Annotated in this window: 11 protein-coding genes and 4 pseudogenes; 8 read left to right on the plus strand and 7 right to left on the minus strand. The window is 70.8% G+C overall.

The window, feature by feature from the left end; all coding sequences use genetic code 11:
• The first annotated feature begins 87 nt into the window (after positions 1-87).
• From AB0G56_RS04800 to AB0G56_RS04830, 7 genes and pseudogenes are all read left to right on the plus strand, one after another.
• Positions 88-831, plus strand: a complete 744-nt coding sequence (locus AB0G56_RS04800; RefSeq protein ID WP_360964251.1) for a class II aldolase/adducin family protein — start codon at positions 88-90, stop codon at positions 829-831.
• Positions 832-932: 101 nt separating this feature from the next.
• On the plus strand, positions 933-2,177 hold the full coding sequence (locus tag AB0G56_RS04805) for an MFS transporter (RefSeq protein ID WP_360963660.1): 1,245 nt from the start codon (positions 933-935) through the stop codon (positions 2,175-2,177).
• Entirely contained in the window at positions 2,174-3,430 is a 1,257-nt protein-coding gene (locus tag AB0G56_RS04810; RefSeq protein WP_360963663.1) for an amidohydrolase, read from the plus strand. The genes AB0G56_RS04805 and AB0G56_RS04810 overlap by 4 nt, the downstream gene beginning before the upstream one ends.
• 63 nt (positions 3,431-3,493) lie before the next feature.
• Positions 3,494-4,159: pseudogene (locus AB0G56_RS04815) on the plus strand (amidohydrolase family protein); the annotation flags it as partial.
• 154 nt (positions 4,160-4,313) lie between these two features.
• Positions 4,314-5,098 (plus strand): annotated as a pseudogene (locus AB0G56_RS04820) (amidohydrolase family protein).
• Between the two features lie 24 nt (positions 5,099-5,122).
• Positions 5,123-6,346 (plus strand): alpha-hydroxy-acid oxidizing protein, encoded by a 1,224-nt coding sequence (locus AB0G56_RS04825; RefSeq protein ID WP_360963666.1) that lies wholly within the window; start codon positions 5,123-5,125, stop codon positions 6,344-6,346.
• A 266-nt stretch (positions 6,347-6,612) separates the two neighbouring features.
• Positions 6,613-7,153, plus strand: a pseudogene (locus tag AB0G56_RS04830) (TetR/AcrR family transcriptional regulator).
• A gap of 966 nt (positions 7,154-8,119) precedes the next feature.
• Here AB0G56_RS04830 and AB0G56_RS04835 read toward each other — a convergent pair.
• The 3 genes from AB0G56_RS04835 to AB0G56_RS04845 all read right to left on the minus strand — a co-directional run bounded on the left by AB0G56_RS04835 (position 8,120) and on the right by AB0G56_RS04845 (position 9,911).
• Positions 8,120-8,791, minus strand: a complete 672-nt coding sequence (locus AB0G56_RS04835; protein WP_360963669.1) for a 2OG-Fe(II) oxygenase — start codon at positions 8,789-8,791, stop codon at positions 8,120-8,122.
• Between the two features lie 215 nt (positions 8,792-9,006).
• Positions 9,007-9,303 (minus strand): tail fiber domain-containing protein, encoded by a 297-nt coding sequence (locus AB0G56_RS04840; RefSeq protein ID WP_360963672.1) that lies wholly within the window; start codon positions 9,301-9,303, stop codon positions 9,007-9,009.
• Positions 9,304-9,389: 86 nt separating this feature from the next.
• A complete protein-coding gene (locus tag AB0G56_RS04845) occupies positions 9,390-9,911 on the minus strand; it encodes a hypothetical protein (protein WP_360963675.1) in 522 nt (173 codons plus the stop codon).
• Positions 9,912-10,873: 962 nt separating this feature from the next.
• Between AB0G56_RS04845 and AB0G56_RS04850 the strand changes: the two are divergent.
• Positions 10,874-11,776 (plus strand): annotated as a pseudogene (locus tag AB0G56_RS04850) (serine/threonine-protein kinase); the annotation flags it as partial.
• A gap of 430 nt (positions 11,777-12,206) precedes the next feature.
• On the opposite strand, the gene AB0G56_RS04855 reads toward AB0G56_RS04850, so the two are convergent.
• The 4 genes from AB0G56_RS04855 to AB0G56_RS04870 form a co-directional block, all read right to left on the minus strand.
• Positions 12,207-13,112, minus strand: a complete 906-nt coding sequence (locus AB0G56_RS04855; RefSeq protein WP_360963678.1) for a LysR family transcriptional regulator — start codon at positions 13,110-13,112, stop codon at positions 12,207-12,209.
• A 296-nt stretch (positions 13,113-13,408) separates the two neighbouring features.
• A complete protein-coding gene (locus tag AB0G56_RS04860; protein ID WP_360963681.1) occupies positions 13,409-14,197 on the minus strand; it encodes an OBAP family protein in 789 nt (262 codons plus the stop codon).
• A gap of 87 nt (positions 14,198-14,284) precedes the next feature.
• Positions 14,285-15,628, minus strand: a complete 1,344-nt coding sequence (locus AB0G56_RS04865; RefSeq protein ID WP_360963684.1) for an MFS transporter — start codon at positions 15,626-15,628, stop codon at positions 14,285-14,287.
• 355 nt (positions 15,629-15,983) lie between these two features.
• Positions 15,984-16,349: a hypothetical protein gene (locus AB0G56_RS04870; RefSeq protein ID WP_360963687.1), complete on the minus strand. Its 366-nt coding sequence runs from the start codon at positions 16,347-16,349 to the stop codon at positions 15,984-15,986.
• Between the last annotated feature and the right edge of the window lie 205 nt (positions 16,350-16,554).

The following is a 16,554-nucleotide window of genomic DNA, read 5'->3' on the forward strand; positions in this document are numbered from 1 at the left end:
CCGTGGCGCTCAACGAGGAGGCCAACGATGGAAACGTCCACCGCACCGCACACCGGCGTGGGTCCCGTGCCGCCCGGATTCCAGGCGATGCTCCCGCCCGAGTTCGACTCGATCGAGGAGGAACGGCTGCACCGCAAGCAGGAACTGGCCGCCGCCTTCCGGCTGTTCGGGAAGCTCGGGTTCTCCGAAGGGGTCGCGGGCCACATCACCGCGCGGGACCCGGAGAACCCCGAGTGGTTCTGGGTCAACCCCTTCGGGATGAGCTTCAGCCGGATCAGGGTCTCCGACCTGGTCCTCGTCGACCATGCCGGCAACGTCGTCGAAGGCCGTCACCCCGTCAACCGCGCCGCGTTCTGCATCCACTCCGAGGTCCACAAGGCCCGCCCCGACGCGGTCGCCGCGGCGCACGCGCACTCCGTGCACGGAAAGGCGTTCTCCGCGCTGCGCCGACGCCTCGACCCGCTCACGCAGGACGCCTGCGCGTTCTTCGAGGACCACGGGCTCTACGAGGACTTCCGCGGCGTCGTCAACGACACGGAGGAGGGCCGGCGGATCGGCGTGGCACTCGGCCCGCACAAGGCCGTCATCCTCGCCAACCACGGTCTGCTGACGGTCGGCCGGACCGTCGCCGAGGCCGCGTGGTGGTTCATCACCATGGAGCGCTCCTGTCAGGCACAGCTGCTGGCGATGGCGGCCGGCACACCGTTCCTCATCGACCGGGAGACCGCGCTCCAGGTACGTGAGCAGATCGGCAGCCCGCTGTCGGGGTGGTTCCAGCTCCGGCCGCTCTGGGACCAGATCACCGAGGAGCAGCCGGACCTCTTCCACTGACCGACGGACAGGGACCGCACCGGCCCCGCGCCGTCGCGGCCGTCTCAGAGAGGACCACCGTGCCCTTCCTCCGTTCCTCTGCCACCGGAGCGCAGCCGGCGATGAGCGCGCCGGTCAGAAGCACCGTCGCCCTGCTGTTCGCGGCATGGTTCATCGACTACGTGGACAGGACCGCGCTCGCGGTGATCCTCCCGACGATCGGTGACGAGTTCAACGTCGATCGCGGGCAGCAGGGTCTGCTCGTCTCCGTGTTCTTCGCCTCCTACGCCGCCTGCCAGATACCCGGCGGCATGCTGGCCGACCGGTTCGGCGCCAAACGCGTCACCTGCTGGGCGCTGCTCGCATGGTCGCTCTTCACCGCGCTCACCGGTCTCGCCTGGTCCTTCACCGCCCTCCTGCTGGTGCGCTTCGCCTTCGGCGCGGCCGAAGGCATCTTCCCTTCCGCCTCCATGAAGGCCCTGGTCGAGCGGACTTCGGTCGGCGAGCGGATGGGAGCGCAGGGGCTGATCATGAGCTCCAACGCCCTCGCCTCCGTCGCCGCGCCCTTGGCTGTTCCGCCGCTCGCGGCGGTGGTCGGCTGGCGCTGGGCCTTCGTCCTGGCCGCAGGGGTGGGCGTGTTCGTCTACGTCGCGGTACGGCTGTGGCTGCCAGCTCCCCGCGAGCATGCCGAGGGCGCCGCGCCCGCCGCGAGCGGCGTCCCGCTGCGGGAGGTACTGCGCATCGGCGTACTGTGGCGCTTCTCCCTGATGCTCTTCGGATACTCCGCCCTCATGTGGGGGCTGAGCACCTGGATCCCGTCCTACCTCAACACGGAACGCGGGCTCTCCCTCACCTCCGCCGGCGTCCTCGTGGCGGTGCCCTCCCTTGCCGCGGCGCTCGGCACCCTGCTGGGCGGGCGGCTTTCCGATCGGTTCGAGGGCCACCACCGCAAGGTGATCCTGCCCGCCATGTCGGTCGCGGCTCCGGCTCTGTGCCTCATGGCGCTCTCGCCCAGCCTCACCGGCGCCATCGCGTGCGGCACCATCGCCGTCCTGGCCGCCTCCCTGTGCTACATGCCCATCCTCGCCGTGCCGCTGCGCAGCCTCGCCCCCGAACTCGTCGGTGTCGGCAGCGCGGTCATCGTTTTCGGAGGGCAGGTCGCCGGCATGGTCGTGCCGCCGGTGCTGGGCGTGATCGCGGACGCGATCTCCTTCGAAGCGGCCTTCGCCGTCCTCGCCATCGGTCCGGTCATCACGGCGGTGCTGGCCCTTTTGACCCCGCAGGACACGGAGTCCTTCACCACCGCCGTCCACCGGCGCACGCCTCCGGCCGACACCCCCGTACCCACCGAGAAGGAGTCCTCGTGACCGCCGCCCTCCTTGACGGCCTGGACCGTCAACTGCCCGACCTGCTCGCTCTGTACCGCGATCTGCACGCCCACCCCGAGCTGTCCCATCAGGAGATCCGTACCGCCCAGATCGTCGCCGCCCGACTGCGGGAGCAGGGCTGGACGGTGACCGAGGGCGTCGGCGGCACGGGTGTCGTCGGGGTCCTCGCCTCCGGGAAGCCGGGAGCGGTCGTGCTGCTGCGGGCCGACATGGACGCGCTGCCGGTGCGGGAGGCGACCGGACTGCCGTACGCCTCGATCCGGACGGTGACGGACGCCGCCGGCCAGGAGGTGCCCGTGATGCACGCCTGCGGGCACGACGTGCACGTCACCTGCCTCCTCGGCGCGACGGCCCTGCTGGCCGCCAACCAGCACGCCTGGCAGGGCACGGTCGTCGCGGTGTTCCAGCCGGCGGAGGAGGTCTGCGGGGCCCCGGCGATGGTCGCGGACCGGTTCGCCGAGCGCTTCCCCCGCCCGGACATCTGCCTGGCCCAGCACGTGGCCCCCGCTCCCGCGGGGCTGGTCGCCACCCGCCCGGGGACGTTCATGTCCGCCTCGGACAGTCTGGCCGTACGCCTGCACGGACGCGGCGGGCACGGATCGACCCCGGCTGCGACCGTCGATCCGGTGGTGATGGCCGCCGCGACCGTGATGCGCCTGCAGACGGTGGTCGCCCGCGAGGTCGCGGCGGACAGGCCGGCCGTCGTCACGGTGGGAACGCTGCACGCCGGAACCCGGGAGAACGTCATTCCCGACACGGCCGACCTCACGATCAACATCCGCAGCACGACGTCCGCGGTGCGCGCACAGGTGCTGGACGGGGTCGAGCGGATCATCCGCGCCGAAGCGGCTGCCTCGGCGGCGCCGAAGGAACCGGAGATCACCGTCATCAACGCCTTCCCGGTGACGGTGAACAGCGCCGAGGCAACCGCGTCCGTCCAGGCCGCGTTCCGGGCCGCCCTCGGCCCGGAACGCGTGATCGACCTGCCGCACCCCCTCACCGGCAGCGAGGACTTCGGCGCCTTCGGAGCGGCGCTCGGCGCGCCGTCGGTGTACTGGACGTTCGGCGGCCTCGACCCGGCCGCGTTCGCCGGGGCCGACATCCTGGCGGACGGCATCCCGCCGGAGATCCCCCACAACCACTCGCCGCTCTTCGCGCCGGTGCCCGACCCGACCATCGAACTGGGCGTGCACTACCTCCTGTTGGCTGCCTCACCGTGGCTGACCTCCTGAAACCGGGGCGGATCCATGTCTGACACCCCACAACGCACCTTCACCGGCGGCCCGTTTTTCACCATGGACCCCGCCGCCCCCGACGCCGAGGCCCTGGCCGTACGTGACGGCACCATCACCGCCGCGGGCGCCGCACGCGACGTACTCGCCCTGCGCGGTCCCGGCACCGATGTGGTGGACCTCCAGGGACGGGCGCCGCTGCCGGGGTTCATCGAGGCACACGGCCCCCCGACCATCATGGGCCTGGCCGTCGCGCCGTCTGCCGTGGACGTCCGCCCCTTCACCGTGCCGACCGGGTGGGAGGTCTACGACGAGATCCGCGCGGCCGTGGCATCGGCACCCGGCCGGCCGGTCGGCGCGTACGGGATCGACCTGCTGCTTCAGCGTGATCTCGCCTCGCCGACCCGCGACCTGCTCGACGGCATCAGTCCCTACGCCCCACTCGTGGTCGTCTCCAACAGCGGTCACGCGGCGTACGGCAACACCCCGGCCCTTCGTGCAGCCGGGATCACGGCGGCCACGTCCGACCCGCCCGGTGGCCGCTTCGTCCGCGACGAGAGCGGCGAGCCCAGCGGCGAGGCACACGAGAGTGCGGCCGTCATCGCGCTGATGAACACCGTCGCAGGCGACCGTCTCGACGAGCACCGCGTTCGGACGGCCCCGCGGTGGTCCTTCGCCCAGCACGCCCGGGTCGGCATCACCACGGTGACCGAAATGGCCGCCGAACCCCGGCTGCTGCCCGATCTGCGCGCCGCCGCCGAACAGCCGGACGCCGAGGTGCGGGTGCGTGCCTACGTCATGGGCACGCCCGAGCCGGCCGCCGATCCCGGCCGGCGGTTCACCGGCTACGCCCCCCGCACGCGAGATGTTCGGTGTCTCCGGTATGAAGCTGCGGGCCGACGGCACGCCCTGGCAGGGCAGCATCGCCACCAGCTTTCCCTTCCGGGCGGGCGACGCCACCGTGCGCATCAGCCTCGATCGCTGCGCCCACGGCGGAATGAACTACAGCACCGACGAACTCGCCTTCCTGGTCGCCGCCTTCACTGCCCAGAACTTTCCCGTGGCCCCCCATGTGCATGGGGACGTCACCTGTGAGGCTGGCCTGCACGCCTACGAGACGGCGGCCGGCGACGATCCCGAGCGGCTGCGCTCGCTCAGACCGCGGCTGGAGCACTGCGGACCGTCACGGCGGGCCAGCACCGCCGCGCCGCCCGGCTCGGCGCGACCGTCAGCCTGTTCATGGACCACGTGCGCTGGTGGGGGGACGTGCTGACGGACGACCTGTTCGGCCCGGACGTCGACGCCCGCTGGATGGCCGCCCGGACGGCCGTGGACGCCGGCCACCGTGTCTCCCTCCACAACGACGGCGTCTGCTCGCCCACCGACCCCCTCTCCGGTGTCGCCACCGCGATCACGCGCCGCTGCCGCCCGAGCGGCCGTGTACACGGGCCCGACGAGCGCCTCACCATCGAGGAGGCCCTGCGCGCCGTCACCGCAGGCCCCGCCTGGCAGCTGCACCTGGAGAACGAGATCGGCATGCTCCGTACCGGAATGCGCGCCGACCTCGTCGTCCTGACCACGGACCCACGCACCGTGCACCCCGACCGCTTCCAGGAGGACGTCGCCGTGACAGCGACGTACCTCGGCGGTCGACCGACCTGGCCCTGACCGCCGGAAGGGAAAGCCCTCGCCATGTCCAGCCATCCAGCACCCCGAGAGCCGTACGCCGCCTATCAGAACGAGATCTACCTCAACGGACTGTCCGGCGTCGTTCCGGAACATCCCATGGAATTCGGTGAACTGGAGGCACGGGCCCGGCACGCCATGCCACCGACTGTGTGGTCGTACGTCGCCGGGGGAGCCGGCGACGAGCACACACAGAACGCCAACCGCGCGGCCTTCGCGCACTGGGGCCTCGCCCCGCGCATGCTCGTCGGCGCGGACCGGCGTGACCTGTCCGTCGGCCTCTTCGGCCTGACGCTGCCCTCGCCGCTGTTCATGGCCCCGGTCGGGGTCTTGGGCATCTGCGCCCACGACGGTCACGGCGACCTGGCGACCGCCCGCGCCGCCGCCAGCACCGGCGTACCCATGATCGCCTCGACCCTCTCGGCCGACCCCTTGGAGGAGGTGGCGGCCGAGTTCGGCGGCACGCCCGGCTTCTTCCAGCTCTACACTCCCACGGACAGGGCACTGGCGGAGAGCCTCGTCCACCGGGCCGAGAAGGCCGGTTTCGCCGGTGTCGTCGTCACGCTCGACACCTGGATCGCGGGCTGGCGCCCCCGTGACCTGGCCAGCTCGAACTTCCCTCAGCTGCGCGGCCACTGCCTGGCCAACTACATCAGCGACCCCGCGTTCCGCGCCCTGCTGCCGAACGGCCGCCTGGACGACCCCAGGGACACGTCCCTCACCTGGGCCCGAATCTTCGGCAACCCGCTCACCTGGGACGACCTGCCCTGGCTGCGCTCGCTCACCACGCTGCCGCTCATCCTCAAAGGCATCTGCCACCCAGACGACGCCCGCCGTGCCAAGGACCTGGGCGTGGACGGCATCTACTGCTCCAACCACGGCGGCCGCCAGGCGAACGGCGGCCTGCCCGCGCTCGACGCACTGCCCGCCGTCGTCGAGGCCGCGGAAGGACTCCCCGTCCTCTTCGACTCCGGGGTGCGCTCCGGTGCGGACATCGTCAAGGCCCTCGCACTCGGCGCCACGGCCGTCGGCGTCGGACGCCCCTACGCCTACGGCCTGGCCCTCGGTGGCACGGACGGGGTGGCCCACGTCCTGCGCGCACTGCTCGCCGAAGCCGACCTGATCATGGCCGTGGACGGCTACCCCACCCTCGCCGAACTCACACCGGCGGCCCTGCGGCGCGTGTGCTGCGGCACAGGGCCGCTGTTCGATCACCTGGGGGCCGGCTGATCCGGTGCGCAGGCATGCACTGGCCCTGGCGGTGACCCGGACGGCCGAGGGGCATGGAGTCCGCGCCGCTTCAGGCGGGGCGTGCACCGGGGCGGCCATGGTCTTGCGGCTGTTGCCGGACCTGGAGACGTCCGGTTGAGGGGCGGTGCCGAGGGCGAACTTCGGGGCCAGGACGGAGTGGTCGCGGTCGGCGGAGATCAGCTTTCCGGTCAGTTCCTCCGACTCGGGTGGTGGGCACCGCGTCCCGGCTGTTCCGCGAGCAGGGCATGCAGGTCAGCGTCGCCGACCTGGTGAAGGCGGCCGGTCTGACCCACGGCGCCTTCTACAAGCAGTTCGCCTCCAGGGAGACGCTCGTCGACGAGGCCGCCGCCCACACCTTCGCCGCACTCGCCCGACGCCACGGGGCCGGGCTCGAGCGGCACGACGGGCAGCGCGTCGCCGACCAGCAGGCGCTGATCGACACCTACCTCTCCGTCGAGCACCGCGACGACCCGGCGGACGGCTGCCGGGTCGCCGCGCTCGCCACCGACATCGCGCGCGAGGGCGGGGGGCGAGGCCCGTCGCGTCCACTCCGAGGGGGCGGCCGCCTTCGCCGATTTCCTGGCCAGTGACGACCAGGAGGGCATCCTCCGACTCCGCACGTTGCTCGGTGCACTGGTCCTGTCCCGGGCCATCACGGGCTCCCCGCTCGAGATAATCGCCGCCGCGCACGCGGCCTTGACTGGAACAGGCCGAGTTGGCGGCATGGCAAGCCAACTCCCCAGCCCCACCCCAACTCCCAAACCATGCGTCCCGGGGGCGATTTGAGCCGCAGCTCGGGGATGCGGTTCACCTCCACCCCACGCGGCGCCCGCCTCGCCCGCCGACTGGCCGCGTCCGGCTGGACACCTGGGGCATTCCGTGCGGCGCAGGTCCGCACGGGGACATCGTGCCGGCGAGTTGACCGCAGGCACCGTACGGCGCGGCCACATGCCCGGCCGCGACTCATGCCGCTGCGCGTGATCGCGCCCGCCTGCACGGCCGGGATCGAGTCACCGACACCCGTACCGAACGCACGCCGCCGGACCCGGAGGGAGGCTGTGCTCCGGGCGGCGAGGACGTCTGCGGCCGAGGCTGCTTCTCGTCGTGGCACTCGCCATCCGTTGGCAAGACGGTGTGGGCGGAGTGGGTCTTCGAGGACTCCCGCGTGATCTCGGTGTCCTCTCATGGAAGACAGGGTGAAGTGGCCTGCTTCTGGATGCTTGATTCCGGGTTCCTCTCAAATGCCTGTGAAAGATGCGCCAATGGCGCTCACCAATCATTCAATCGAAGGTTGGATGAGCGTAGATGCCTCGTTCATCAAGGTCTCGGTGACGTGCACCCAGGAGGCATTGACGGGTTGGCGAAAAGGATGCCAAAGCGCGGTGTCTCATGAGAGACGGTGTCCCTCTATAGGAGACAGCTTTGGGTACGCAGATTCTCACCTCCTCACTCAAGACGCTGGAGGTTCTCGCCGCACTCGCCGACGAGCCACGGGGCGTGTCACGCTCACGCTCAGTGAGCGTGACAGCCGGCCTGGAGCGCAGTGCGGTCAACTGGCGCCGGAGCGGGCTGTCCCGTGCCACTGAACCTTGACCGATTGCCACCGAATTGACCGGCGCGCGTTTCTGCCACTGAAGGTTGACCGACCGGGCCAACGGGCCGGACGCTCGAGTCCCGGGCGCTCACGTGCCCTCACCTCGAGTCCGACTGACGGGATGCATCCCCTGCAGTCGGACTCGGGGACGATGTCTCTCACGGGTTCGCGTCGTTCCCGCGGTTCGCGGGATCGGGGCTGCACATCCATCCATTGATGGCGAAACGACTGTCCGCGTGCTGTTTGCTCGGGCAGCTGACCGGCCGCACCTCGTGCCAGGCATTGGGGAGGAAAAACACGATGCTGTCGTGCTCGGGCTCCCAGTCCCGCCAGGTGCGTTCCTGCCATCTCCCGGCTGTCTCGGTGTGCAGTGGCAGAGCCGCGTCGAACACACGCAGCTCGCCCCCGTCGAAAGGCCGGGGCGTTCGATGCAGGTAGTACACGAATGTGAGCAGACGCCGGGAGGCGAACTCCGCGCTGGTGTCCTGGTGCGGCCGGTAGAAGTCGCCGTCGTTGTGCGCGTTGAGGCTGTAGCTGGGTTCGGTGTACTGGCAGGAGACTCCAAGAGTGTGCTCGACCGCCTCCAGCACCTCGTCGATGGCTGCCATCAGCTCAGGCGCGGCGAAGTCGTGGCGCGAGCGGGACCGGCGAAAGTCGGGGACCACTTCTCCGTCGCGGATCATGGAAGGCTTCAGCGTGTCGTCGGCGGAGGCGATGGCGCGCTCCAGCAAGGAGCCGGCCGTCTGCTCACCCAGGAACTGGGTGATGCGGCAGACCGTCACCGGAAGCCGCCAGACCGCGTCCGTACACACGGGTGACCGCAGATCCATCGCCTGGGATGGTCCCGTCACGGTGTCGTGTCGTTCCAAGGTGTCCTGCCTTGTCATGGTGTCTTGCCTTCTGGATCGCGATGGGTGTTCCGCAGGGACCGACTCCCCAGCCTTCCGAGGGAAGAGATGGCGGCCGCGGGCCGCGCTCGGCGAGGGCGGCGACTGGCCTTCCCCCGGCCGAGCGCTGGAGCATCACAACAGGCCATCTGGCGTCGTCACGCGGCCCCGGATGTGTTCACGCTCGCGGCTTCTCTCAGACGATCCACTTCAGCCGTGAGCTCTTCCACGCGGCGGTGCAGTGCCTGAATGCACACCAGGGCGACGCCGAGGCCGTCGACGACGGGGATGGTGGTGTCGTCCTGGCTGAAGTTGAAGGCGGCGTGCCAGTCCTGGGCCATCGGCCCCAGGTGACGCACGCCTTCGGGCTCCCAGAGGTAGCGCCAGGTGCTGATGGGCAGCGCGGCCGCGGTCTCCAGGACCGCGTAGCCGTTGACCGGGCCGACCGGCGCCACACCGCTGCTCTCCCGCGCCTCGGCTCGAAGCCGTGCCGGGGTACCGCGGTCAGCCGCCCGGGAGCGCCGACGGAAGAGCCACACCGCTACCGGCTCCAGTCGACCGGGACCACGTCCTGCTTGAGCGCACGGTCGCTGCAGACGGCGCATGGGTTGCCCGGGAGACCGGGACCCTGGTCGGTGCCGATCGTGATGGCTCCGTGGGCCCCGGCCGGGGCATGAACGCCGTCGCCGACCATTGCCGCTTCGTAGCCGCCCAGCAGTTCCTGGAGGGTTCCTGGGCCCAGGTTCTCCGGGGCAGCGATCGCAGCGATGCCGTCGTAGTCCGTGTAGGCCGTCCCCAGCGTCCTGCCGCCCATGGTGGCGAACACGATCTTCGCGCCGCGAATGGGCTCCCCGGTCACCGCGTCGGACGCCATCGCGTTGATGTTCTCCAGTTGCATCTGGGTGACATTCAGGCTGGCCTGGCTGGCCGTGAGCCTGGTCGGCTTCAGACTGGGGCAGTCCGCCCCGCTGCACGACGGCGTCGCCGTGGAGGCGGCGGACGCGGGGGCACCACTTCCTACTCCCAGCGCCGCCATAGCCACGGCCATTGCCGAGACAGCCATACGCCCCGAAGACCTCACGTCCCACTCCCATGTGTCAGCGACGGATGCCGTCTCATCCGGACGGCACGCAGACTGTAAGGCCGCCCGCCTGGCGATATTGCATGAAGGTCGGAGATGCCTTCTATCGGGTGAACTGCCGTCCGGGGGCGCTGACTTGGTCAGTCAAGATTCGATGGCACGAACCGGGCAGTGGTCAATCTTCAGTGGCAATCGGTCAAGATTCAGTGGCGTGGGACACTCGTGACCGCTCATTTGACGCTTGTTCTGATGGGGCGTCAGGAAAGTGGCTGGGCACGTCAGGTACTCGGAAGGGGAGCGTGTGTCGGTCACCAGAAGCTGCGTCGTCCTTGCCGCGATCAGCTGCCTGTCCATGAACTGAGGGCACGGTCAGCGTCGGATGGGGGTGACAGGACCGTCCGTGACAAAGCCCTTCACGGCCCCTTCTCGCTCAGAAGGATCACCGACGGAGGGGGGTGGGGGACGTGCGGGGGAGCGGCGGTATGGAAGGCGGAGGCCGTCGGCCGTCGTCAGAGTGTGTGCATGCGCGCCGGGGGGCTGCGGTGCGCAAGCGTGTCCGTGATCAGGCGCTCGTTGAGGTTCGGGGCTGTCTGCGGGACTGGGACGATGGCCGAGAGGCGGCTCGCGAGGCCAAGGCCGTGGCCGAGACGATCATCTCGCCTGAGTGCGACGGTGGGTGCTCGTCGAGCTGCTGCAGAAGGCGCACGACGCTCACCCGGCGTGCAGCGCTGACGGGCGCATCGAGATTCTTTTCGACGAGGACGAGGGAGAGCACGGCACTCTCTGGGCCAACGGCGGCAAACCGTTCGGCGGCAGGGACTTCAAGGAACCTCACTCTCCTGTTCTACGGACGTTCCGTCTCCGCTTCTACGGACGTTCCGTCTCCGCATACTCTGCCTGTCGTGACAGACAACGGGGACAACGTGGGCGGCGGGGGCTGTGAGGTGGGCGTCGAGCCGCTGGAGGACGACGATCCCCGGCTGATCGGGACGATCCCGCTGGTCGGGCGGCTCGGGGCCGGCGGCATGGGACGGGTCTACCTCGGCGTGCACCAGGGGCGGTACGCTGCCGTCAAACAGCTGCGGCCCTCCGTGGTCGCCGAGGACAAGGACTTCCTGCGGCGCTTCGGCCAGGAGCTGGACAACCTCTCGCGGCTGCCCGCCGAGGCGACCGCACCGCTGCTCGACAGCGACCGCACCGCCCGGCCGCCGTGGTTCGCCACCGCGTACGTCCCTGGTATCACCCTGCGCGAGGCCGTCGACGTGAACGGCGGCCCGCTGCCCTCGGACGCGCTGTGGCTGCTGCTGCGGGAAGCGGCCTCGGGGCTCGCGGTCGTACATGGGCAGGACGGCATGGTGCACCGGGACGTCAAGCCGTCGAACGTCATGCTCACTCTCGACGGCCTCACCCTCATCGACTTCGGGGTGGCCCGTGCCGCCGAGCAGAGCCAGCTGACCCGGACCGGCATGGTGGTCGGCACGCCCGCCTACATGGCGCCCGAACAGGCGTCCGGCAGGCGGCAGTTGAGCGCCGCGGTCGATGTGTTCGCGCTGGGCTCGGTGGTCGCGTACGCGGCGAGCGGGCAGCCGCCGTTCGGGGACGAGTCCGGACACGGCGTGCTGTACCGCATCGTGCACGAGGAGCCCGACCTCCAGGCCGTACGGGACCTCGATCCAGACCTCGCCGACGTCGTCGCCGCGTGCCTCGCCAAGGAACCCGAGGCCCGCCCCACCGCCGCCGGACTCCTCGAACTCGCCTCGGCACACGGGCCGTTCGAGCCGCCGCTGTGGCCGGAGGCGATCACCGTACGGCTGTCCGAACGGGCCGCGTTCGCGACGAACGTGCCGGAGGTGACGGCCGCGAGCTCTTCGGCAAACCTCTCCGGCCACAGCACCGGCGTCCGCCGGCCCCGCGTCGTCCAGTGACCTGGCGATGGGACGGCTGTCGATGTCCGCAGTCGCCTGCACGAATGTCTGTAGTCCCCTGCGCGCGGCTCGTTGCTGATCAGACGGCGACTTCCGGCGGTTGTCGGCTCGGTCGCTGCCGCTCTTCACGCTCGCCCAACCGGCCGTAGGGCCGGGACGGGGACAGCTGCTTGTACTTCTCCTAGACGGCGGCCGCCGCGGGACGGTTGGCCGGGTCCACGCGCAGGGTGATCTCAAGACAGGCCGTGGCTGTGGCTGCCCTTCTCGCTCGACGGTCGTGCTGCGGCACATCCGCCAGCACAACCGCGGAGTCAGGTGCGCGCCATACGGTGCGGTAGGGGCGTCCTCCGAATCAGGGCATAAGCGGTGCGTATGGCTGGCGGGACGCGCCGAGTGCCTGTGCCAACAGGGTCAGGTCCGGGCGCAGCGCGGAGTCCGGGTTCCAGACGGCCTCGAAGGAGATCTGCACTTCCCGGCCCTCGTTCAGCAGGGGGCGGTGGGGGACATCCGGGGAGGTGAGCCGGGACCGGGGGATCATCGCCGAGCCGAGCCCGAGACCGGCCCACTCCTCCAGCACGCGGTAGCTGGCAGCCTCACCGGGATAGGTGCGAAGCGGCACTTCGTGGGCGTGGAAGAGCTGGGTGGTGAACGTCGTCAGTCCGCACGCGTCCGGCACGAGGATGAACTGTTCGTCCGCGGCTTCGGCGAGTTCGAGCGAGGCGTCCTCGTCGGCGGTGGGGCCGACGACGACGATGGGCTCGACGTCGATGACCCGGTGCTCGAAGCGCGGCATCGCCGTGACCGCCGGGATGAGGATGATGTCGAGCTGCCCGGCCCGCAGGCCGTCGCGCAGGTCCTGCATGTTCGCCTCGCGCAGCACCAGATCGCGGGCTGTGGGCAGCTCGCGGACGGCGCTGAACGCGCGGGCCACCAGATGCGGGCCGATGAGCGGCGAGACGCCCATGCGGATCTTCTGATCGCCCGGCTCGGTCAGCCGTCTGGCCTCCGCGGCGACGGCGTCGAGCGCGGCCACGGCACGCTCGACGAGGGGGAGGATGCGGGTGCCGAACGGGGTCTGGGTCACACCGCGCGGCGACCGGTCGAAGAGCCTCTCCCCGAGCCGTTCCTCCAGTTTGGCGATCCCGTTGGACAGGGCCGGCTGAGTGACGCCGTAGGCCCGGGCCGCGGCGCTGAAGGAGCGCGTCTCGGCGACCGCCTTCGCGTAGCGGAGCCCCTCGGCGTTCAGTCGTTCCGCCATAGCCATGGCTTATCGCCCCGTTCGTCGTCTGTCACCTACCGCCTCGGCTCACCGGTGCCTACGGCGGGCCGCCTGGTGACCTCCTCATCGCCTCCCCTTATAACACTCACCGCCGTTTCGCCAGGAAGCGCATCGATGTCGGACTCCGTCGTCGCCATGGTCGTGACCGAGCGGGGAGCGGGAGGCGCACGCCGTCCTGTCCTCGGCGACGTACGACTCCGGCGCCGCCCGCGTCTGGCACCGGCAGCGGCAGCGCTTCCGGGGCGGTGGGCTCGGGCCGGTGGGGTTCGGGGCGGTCAGCGCCTGAAATCCATCTCCTCGACACGTGTCTGCACCGTCCGGCCGCTTTCCCACGCGTTGGCGCCCGGTGCCACGTCCGGCATGGGGATGTCCGCCCGGTGCTGCCGCTTGCGGGACGTCGAGATGCCGAGCCTGTCGTCGCGGGCCTGGATCATCTCGTCCGCGGCCTGCCCGTCCTCGGTGAAGCCCATCATCAGCTGCGGGATGCCGTAGGGGAAGTCGTCGCGGTCGTACTGCCAGGTGTGGAACGTCTTCCCGTAGGTCGTGACGAGATCCTCGAAGTAGGCGTGTTCGGCCATGTCGGGGATACCGGGGGCGGTGAGGCTGCCGGACTTGACCTCGTAGTGGTGGCTGTGCCACAGCCGTTTCTCGTCCTCGGGCAGGCTGCGGAACCGCTCCTCGCTGATGATGTACTCGATGCCGATCAGACGGGCGTCGGGCGCGTTGCGGTCGAAGATCACGCACTGGTGCAGGTCGTGCTGGAGATGGATGCAGAAGTGCGTGGCTTCCACCTGCCGGCCCATGTCGTCGGCGTACATGTGGAAGCCGTTGAGATAGGTGCTCATCGCATCGAGCGGGTACTTCCGTTGCACGGCGCCGGCCGCCAGGTCGAGTGCGCGGTGCTTGAGCGGGTGCCCCTTGCCGATCTTGCCGACCGTGGCCGCCTTGCGGCCGAACAGGAGACCGGCCGCGGCCGTCACGCCTGCCGCGACACCGATCCCGACGGACGCGGCCGGCCCCCGGCCGGAACCGCGCGAGCGGTGCGTTCCGTGTGTGAATGCCATGGGCGGCGAGTGCCCTGTGCCCGGGGGGCCGTAACGGATCGCGCAGTGGCGTTCCGGCGTGCGACCGAGGCGGCGGCCGGGCTGCCCTCAGCGCGGGCGGACGAGGACGGCCCAGAAGGCGAGCACCGGCAGGACCAGGGCGCCGGCGACGGCGTTCAGCCCGCCGAAGCCGATCCAGCCCAGCAGCGGCCCGGCCAGGCCGGCGCCCACGGCCGCGACGACGTTCATCGCGGTGTCGGCGGTGCCCTGCACGCCGGGCCGCAGTGCGGCGGGAGTGGCCTCGGTGAGCATGGCCGAGCCTGCCACCAGGCTGAACGACCAGCCCAGCCCCAGGAGGAACAACCCCGCCATCATCATGCCGACGCAGTCGTGGCCCATACCCGACAGCGCCGCGGCCACGAGGAAGACCGCCTGCCCGGCCGCCACGGTCGACAGGTGACCGATCCGGTCGGCCAGCCGGCCGACGACCGGGGAGAACGCGTACATGCCCAGCAGGTGGCCGCTTATGGTGACGCCGACGACGGTGAGACCGGTGCCGTGCCGGGACATGCTGACCGGGGTCATCGTCATGATCGCGCCCATGACCGTGTGGGCCACGACGATGGTCACGAAAGCGAAGGCCGCACGCGGTGTCCGGCGAAGGTGTCGCAGACCCGCGCGCAGCGTCCCGGTCTGCGGCTCCTTCCCCCGCGACGTGACCTCCGTGCCCGCCGCCGGGATGTCCGTACCGCTTTCCCGTCCTTCCTCGGCATCCTGGTGCCGGCGGGACAGAAGGAGCGGATCAGGGCGCATGAGGCCCCACAGCAGGACCGACGCCAGTGCCATGCAGACGGTGGCCAGGACGAACGCCCCGGCCAGCCGGGGGAGGTGAAGGACCGACGCCACGGCGGCGCCGGGGCCGGCCAGGTTGGGCCCGATCACCGAACCGATGGTCGTGGACCACACCACGATGGACAGAGCCTGGGCCCGGCGGTGCGGCGCGGCCAGGTCGGCCGCCGCGTAGCGGCTCTGCTGGCTCGTCGCGCTGCCGACGCCGAACAACAGCATGCCCACGATGAGCAGGGGTATCGACCGGCTCACCGCCGATCCTGCGAGCAGGGCCCCGCCGACGGCGGCCACGAGCCACCCGGCGCTCAGCGAGGTCCGGCGGCCGCACCGCTGTGCGACCAGGGCGAGGGGCACACCGACTGCGGCGGCGCCCGCCGTCGTGGCCGTGCGGGCCAGCCCCGCGTAGGTCTCGCTGCGGGCCACCGATTCCGCCAGCAGCGAGCCGATCGACACCGATACGCCCACCCCGACCCCGCCGACCATCTGTGCCGCGGCCAGGACCCGGACCGTGCGCTTCTGCGCGGCGCGCACCCGGGGCTGGGTCTGCCACGGCTGCGCGGGTACGTCCTGGGGCTGTGTGGACATGTCCTGTGACGCGCTCACGTCCGGGTGCTCCTCGGTAGGTCGGCTGAATGGATTCAGAGGGCGGGGAGCATGGGTGCCGGGCAGCCCCACCGTGCTTCAGGAAGCGGGCCGGGACGGCTTTCCAGAGCGGGGTTCCGCCCGCGGGCCGTTCCGCCCGCGGGCCGTTCCAGCCTCGTGCGGGAAGTGCGAGTGGTGGACAGCGGTCGGCGCACGGCCCGTCAGCTGTGCGAGCGGCCGCAGCGGGGCCCGGGGCACGTCCCGGTGGCTGCGCCCTCTCGCGCGCCTCGCCGCCACGGCTGTGGGGCCGAACCGGGAAAGAACCGGCATCACCTCACGTCGCACCGGTCATGGACGGGCGGACGCACCTTGCACGTCACTCGTAGGGATGCAGGACTAGGTAGCCGTCGATGCGGCGGACCTGGTCGGAGTCAGGGTCGGTGGGCAGGACGTGCCCGAGGTGTCCGGTGCGGACCTCGCCGATCCACTGGTCGTGCTGGTACTCGTGATTGATGAGAGCGGTCAGCAGACGCGTCGCGACGACGGTCATCTGCGTGGGGGCACTGGCCTTCCCGGCCTCGATGCCGCCGATCCGGGCGTGCACCCGCTGGGCGACGGTCTCCCCGAGGGCGGTCAGCCGTCGCACGGTCGGGAGGGCGCCCCGCAACCGCTCCGGCGACGCGGAGTCCATCAGGGCGTCCAGGGCCGGATCGGGGCTGGGCTCCGGCCGCGGTGGGATCACGGATCACGAAGTGGGCGACGTGGGCCTGGTGACCGAGGTGCCGGCCGATGGCGCTGAAGTCCTCACACGGACGCCAGACCACCTCGTCCGGGGTCAGGTCCCGCCACGGCTCGTCGGTGTGGCCGCGGGCACGGTCGTACTCGCGCAGCAGTGCGTGCAGTTCGTGCATGGATCCTCCTCGAGACGTACGGGGCGGGGCGAGGTC

This window comes from Streptomyces sp. NPDC021356 (genome assembly GCF_040641015.1).
Taxonomy (GTDB): Bacteria; Actinomycetota; Actinomycetes; order Streptomycetales; family Streptomycetaceae; genus Streptomyces.

Bases quoted from the DNA above. Each gene is read 5' to 3' on its own strand.
- AB0G56_RS04800 (WP_360964251.1), top strand. From the start codon at position 88: ATGCTCCCGCCCGAGTTCGACTCGATCGAGGAGGAACGGCTGCACCGC.
- AB0G56_RS04825 (WP_360963666.1), top strand. From the start codon at position 5,123: ATGTCCAGCCATCCAGCACCCCGAGAGCCGTACGCCGCCTATCAGAAC.
- AB0G56_RS04835 (WP_360963669.1), bottom strand. From the start codon at position 8,791: ATGGATCTGCGGTCACCCGTGTGTACGGACGCGGTCTGGCGGCTTCCG.
- AB0G56_RS04845 (WP_360963675.1), bottom strand. From the start codon at position 9,911: ATGGCTGTCTCGGCAATGGCCGTGGCTATGGCGGCGCTGGGAGTAGGA.
- AB0G56_RS04805 (WP_360963660.1), top strand. From the start codon at position 933: ATGAGCGCGCCGGTCAGAAGCACCGTCGCCCTGCTGTTCGCGGCATGG.
- AB0G56_RS04855 (WP_360963678.1), bottom strand. From the start codon at position 13,112: ATGGCGGAACGACTGAACGCCGAGGGGCTCCGCTACGCGAAGGCGGTC.
- AB0G56_RS04860 (WP_360963681.1), bottom strand. From the start codon at position 14,197: ATGGCATTCACACACGGAACGCACCGCTCGCGCGGTTCCGGCCGGGGG.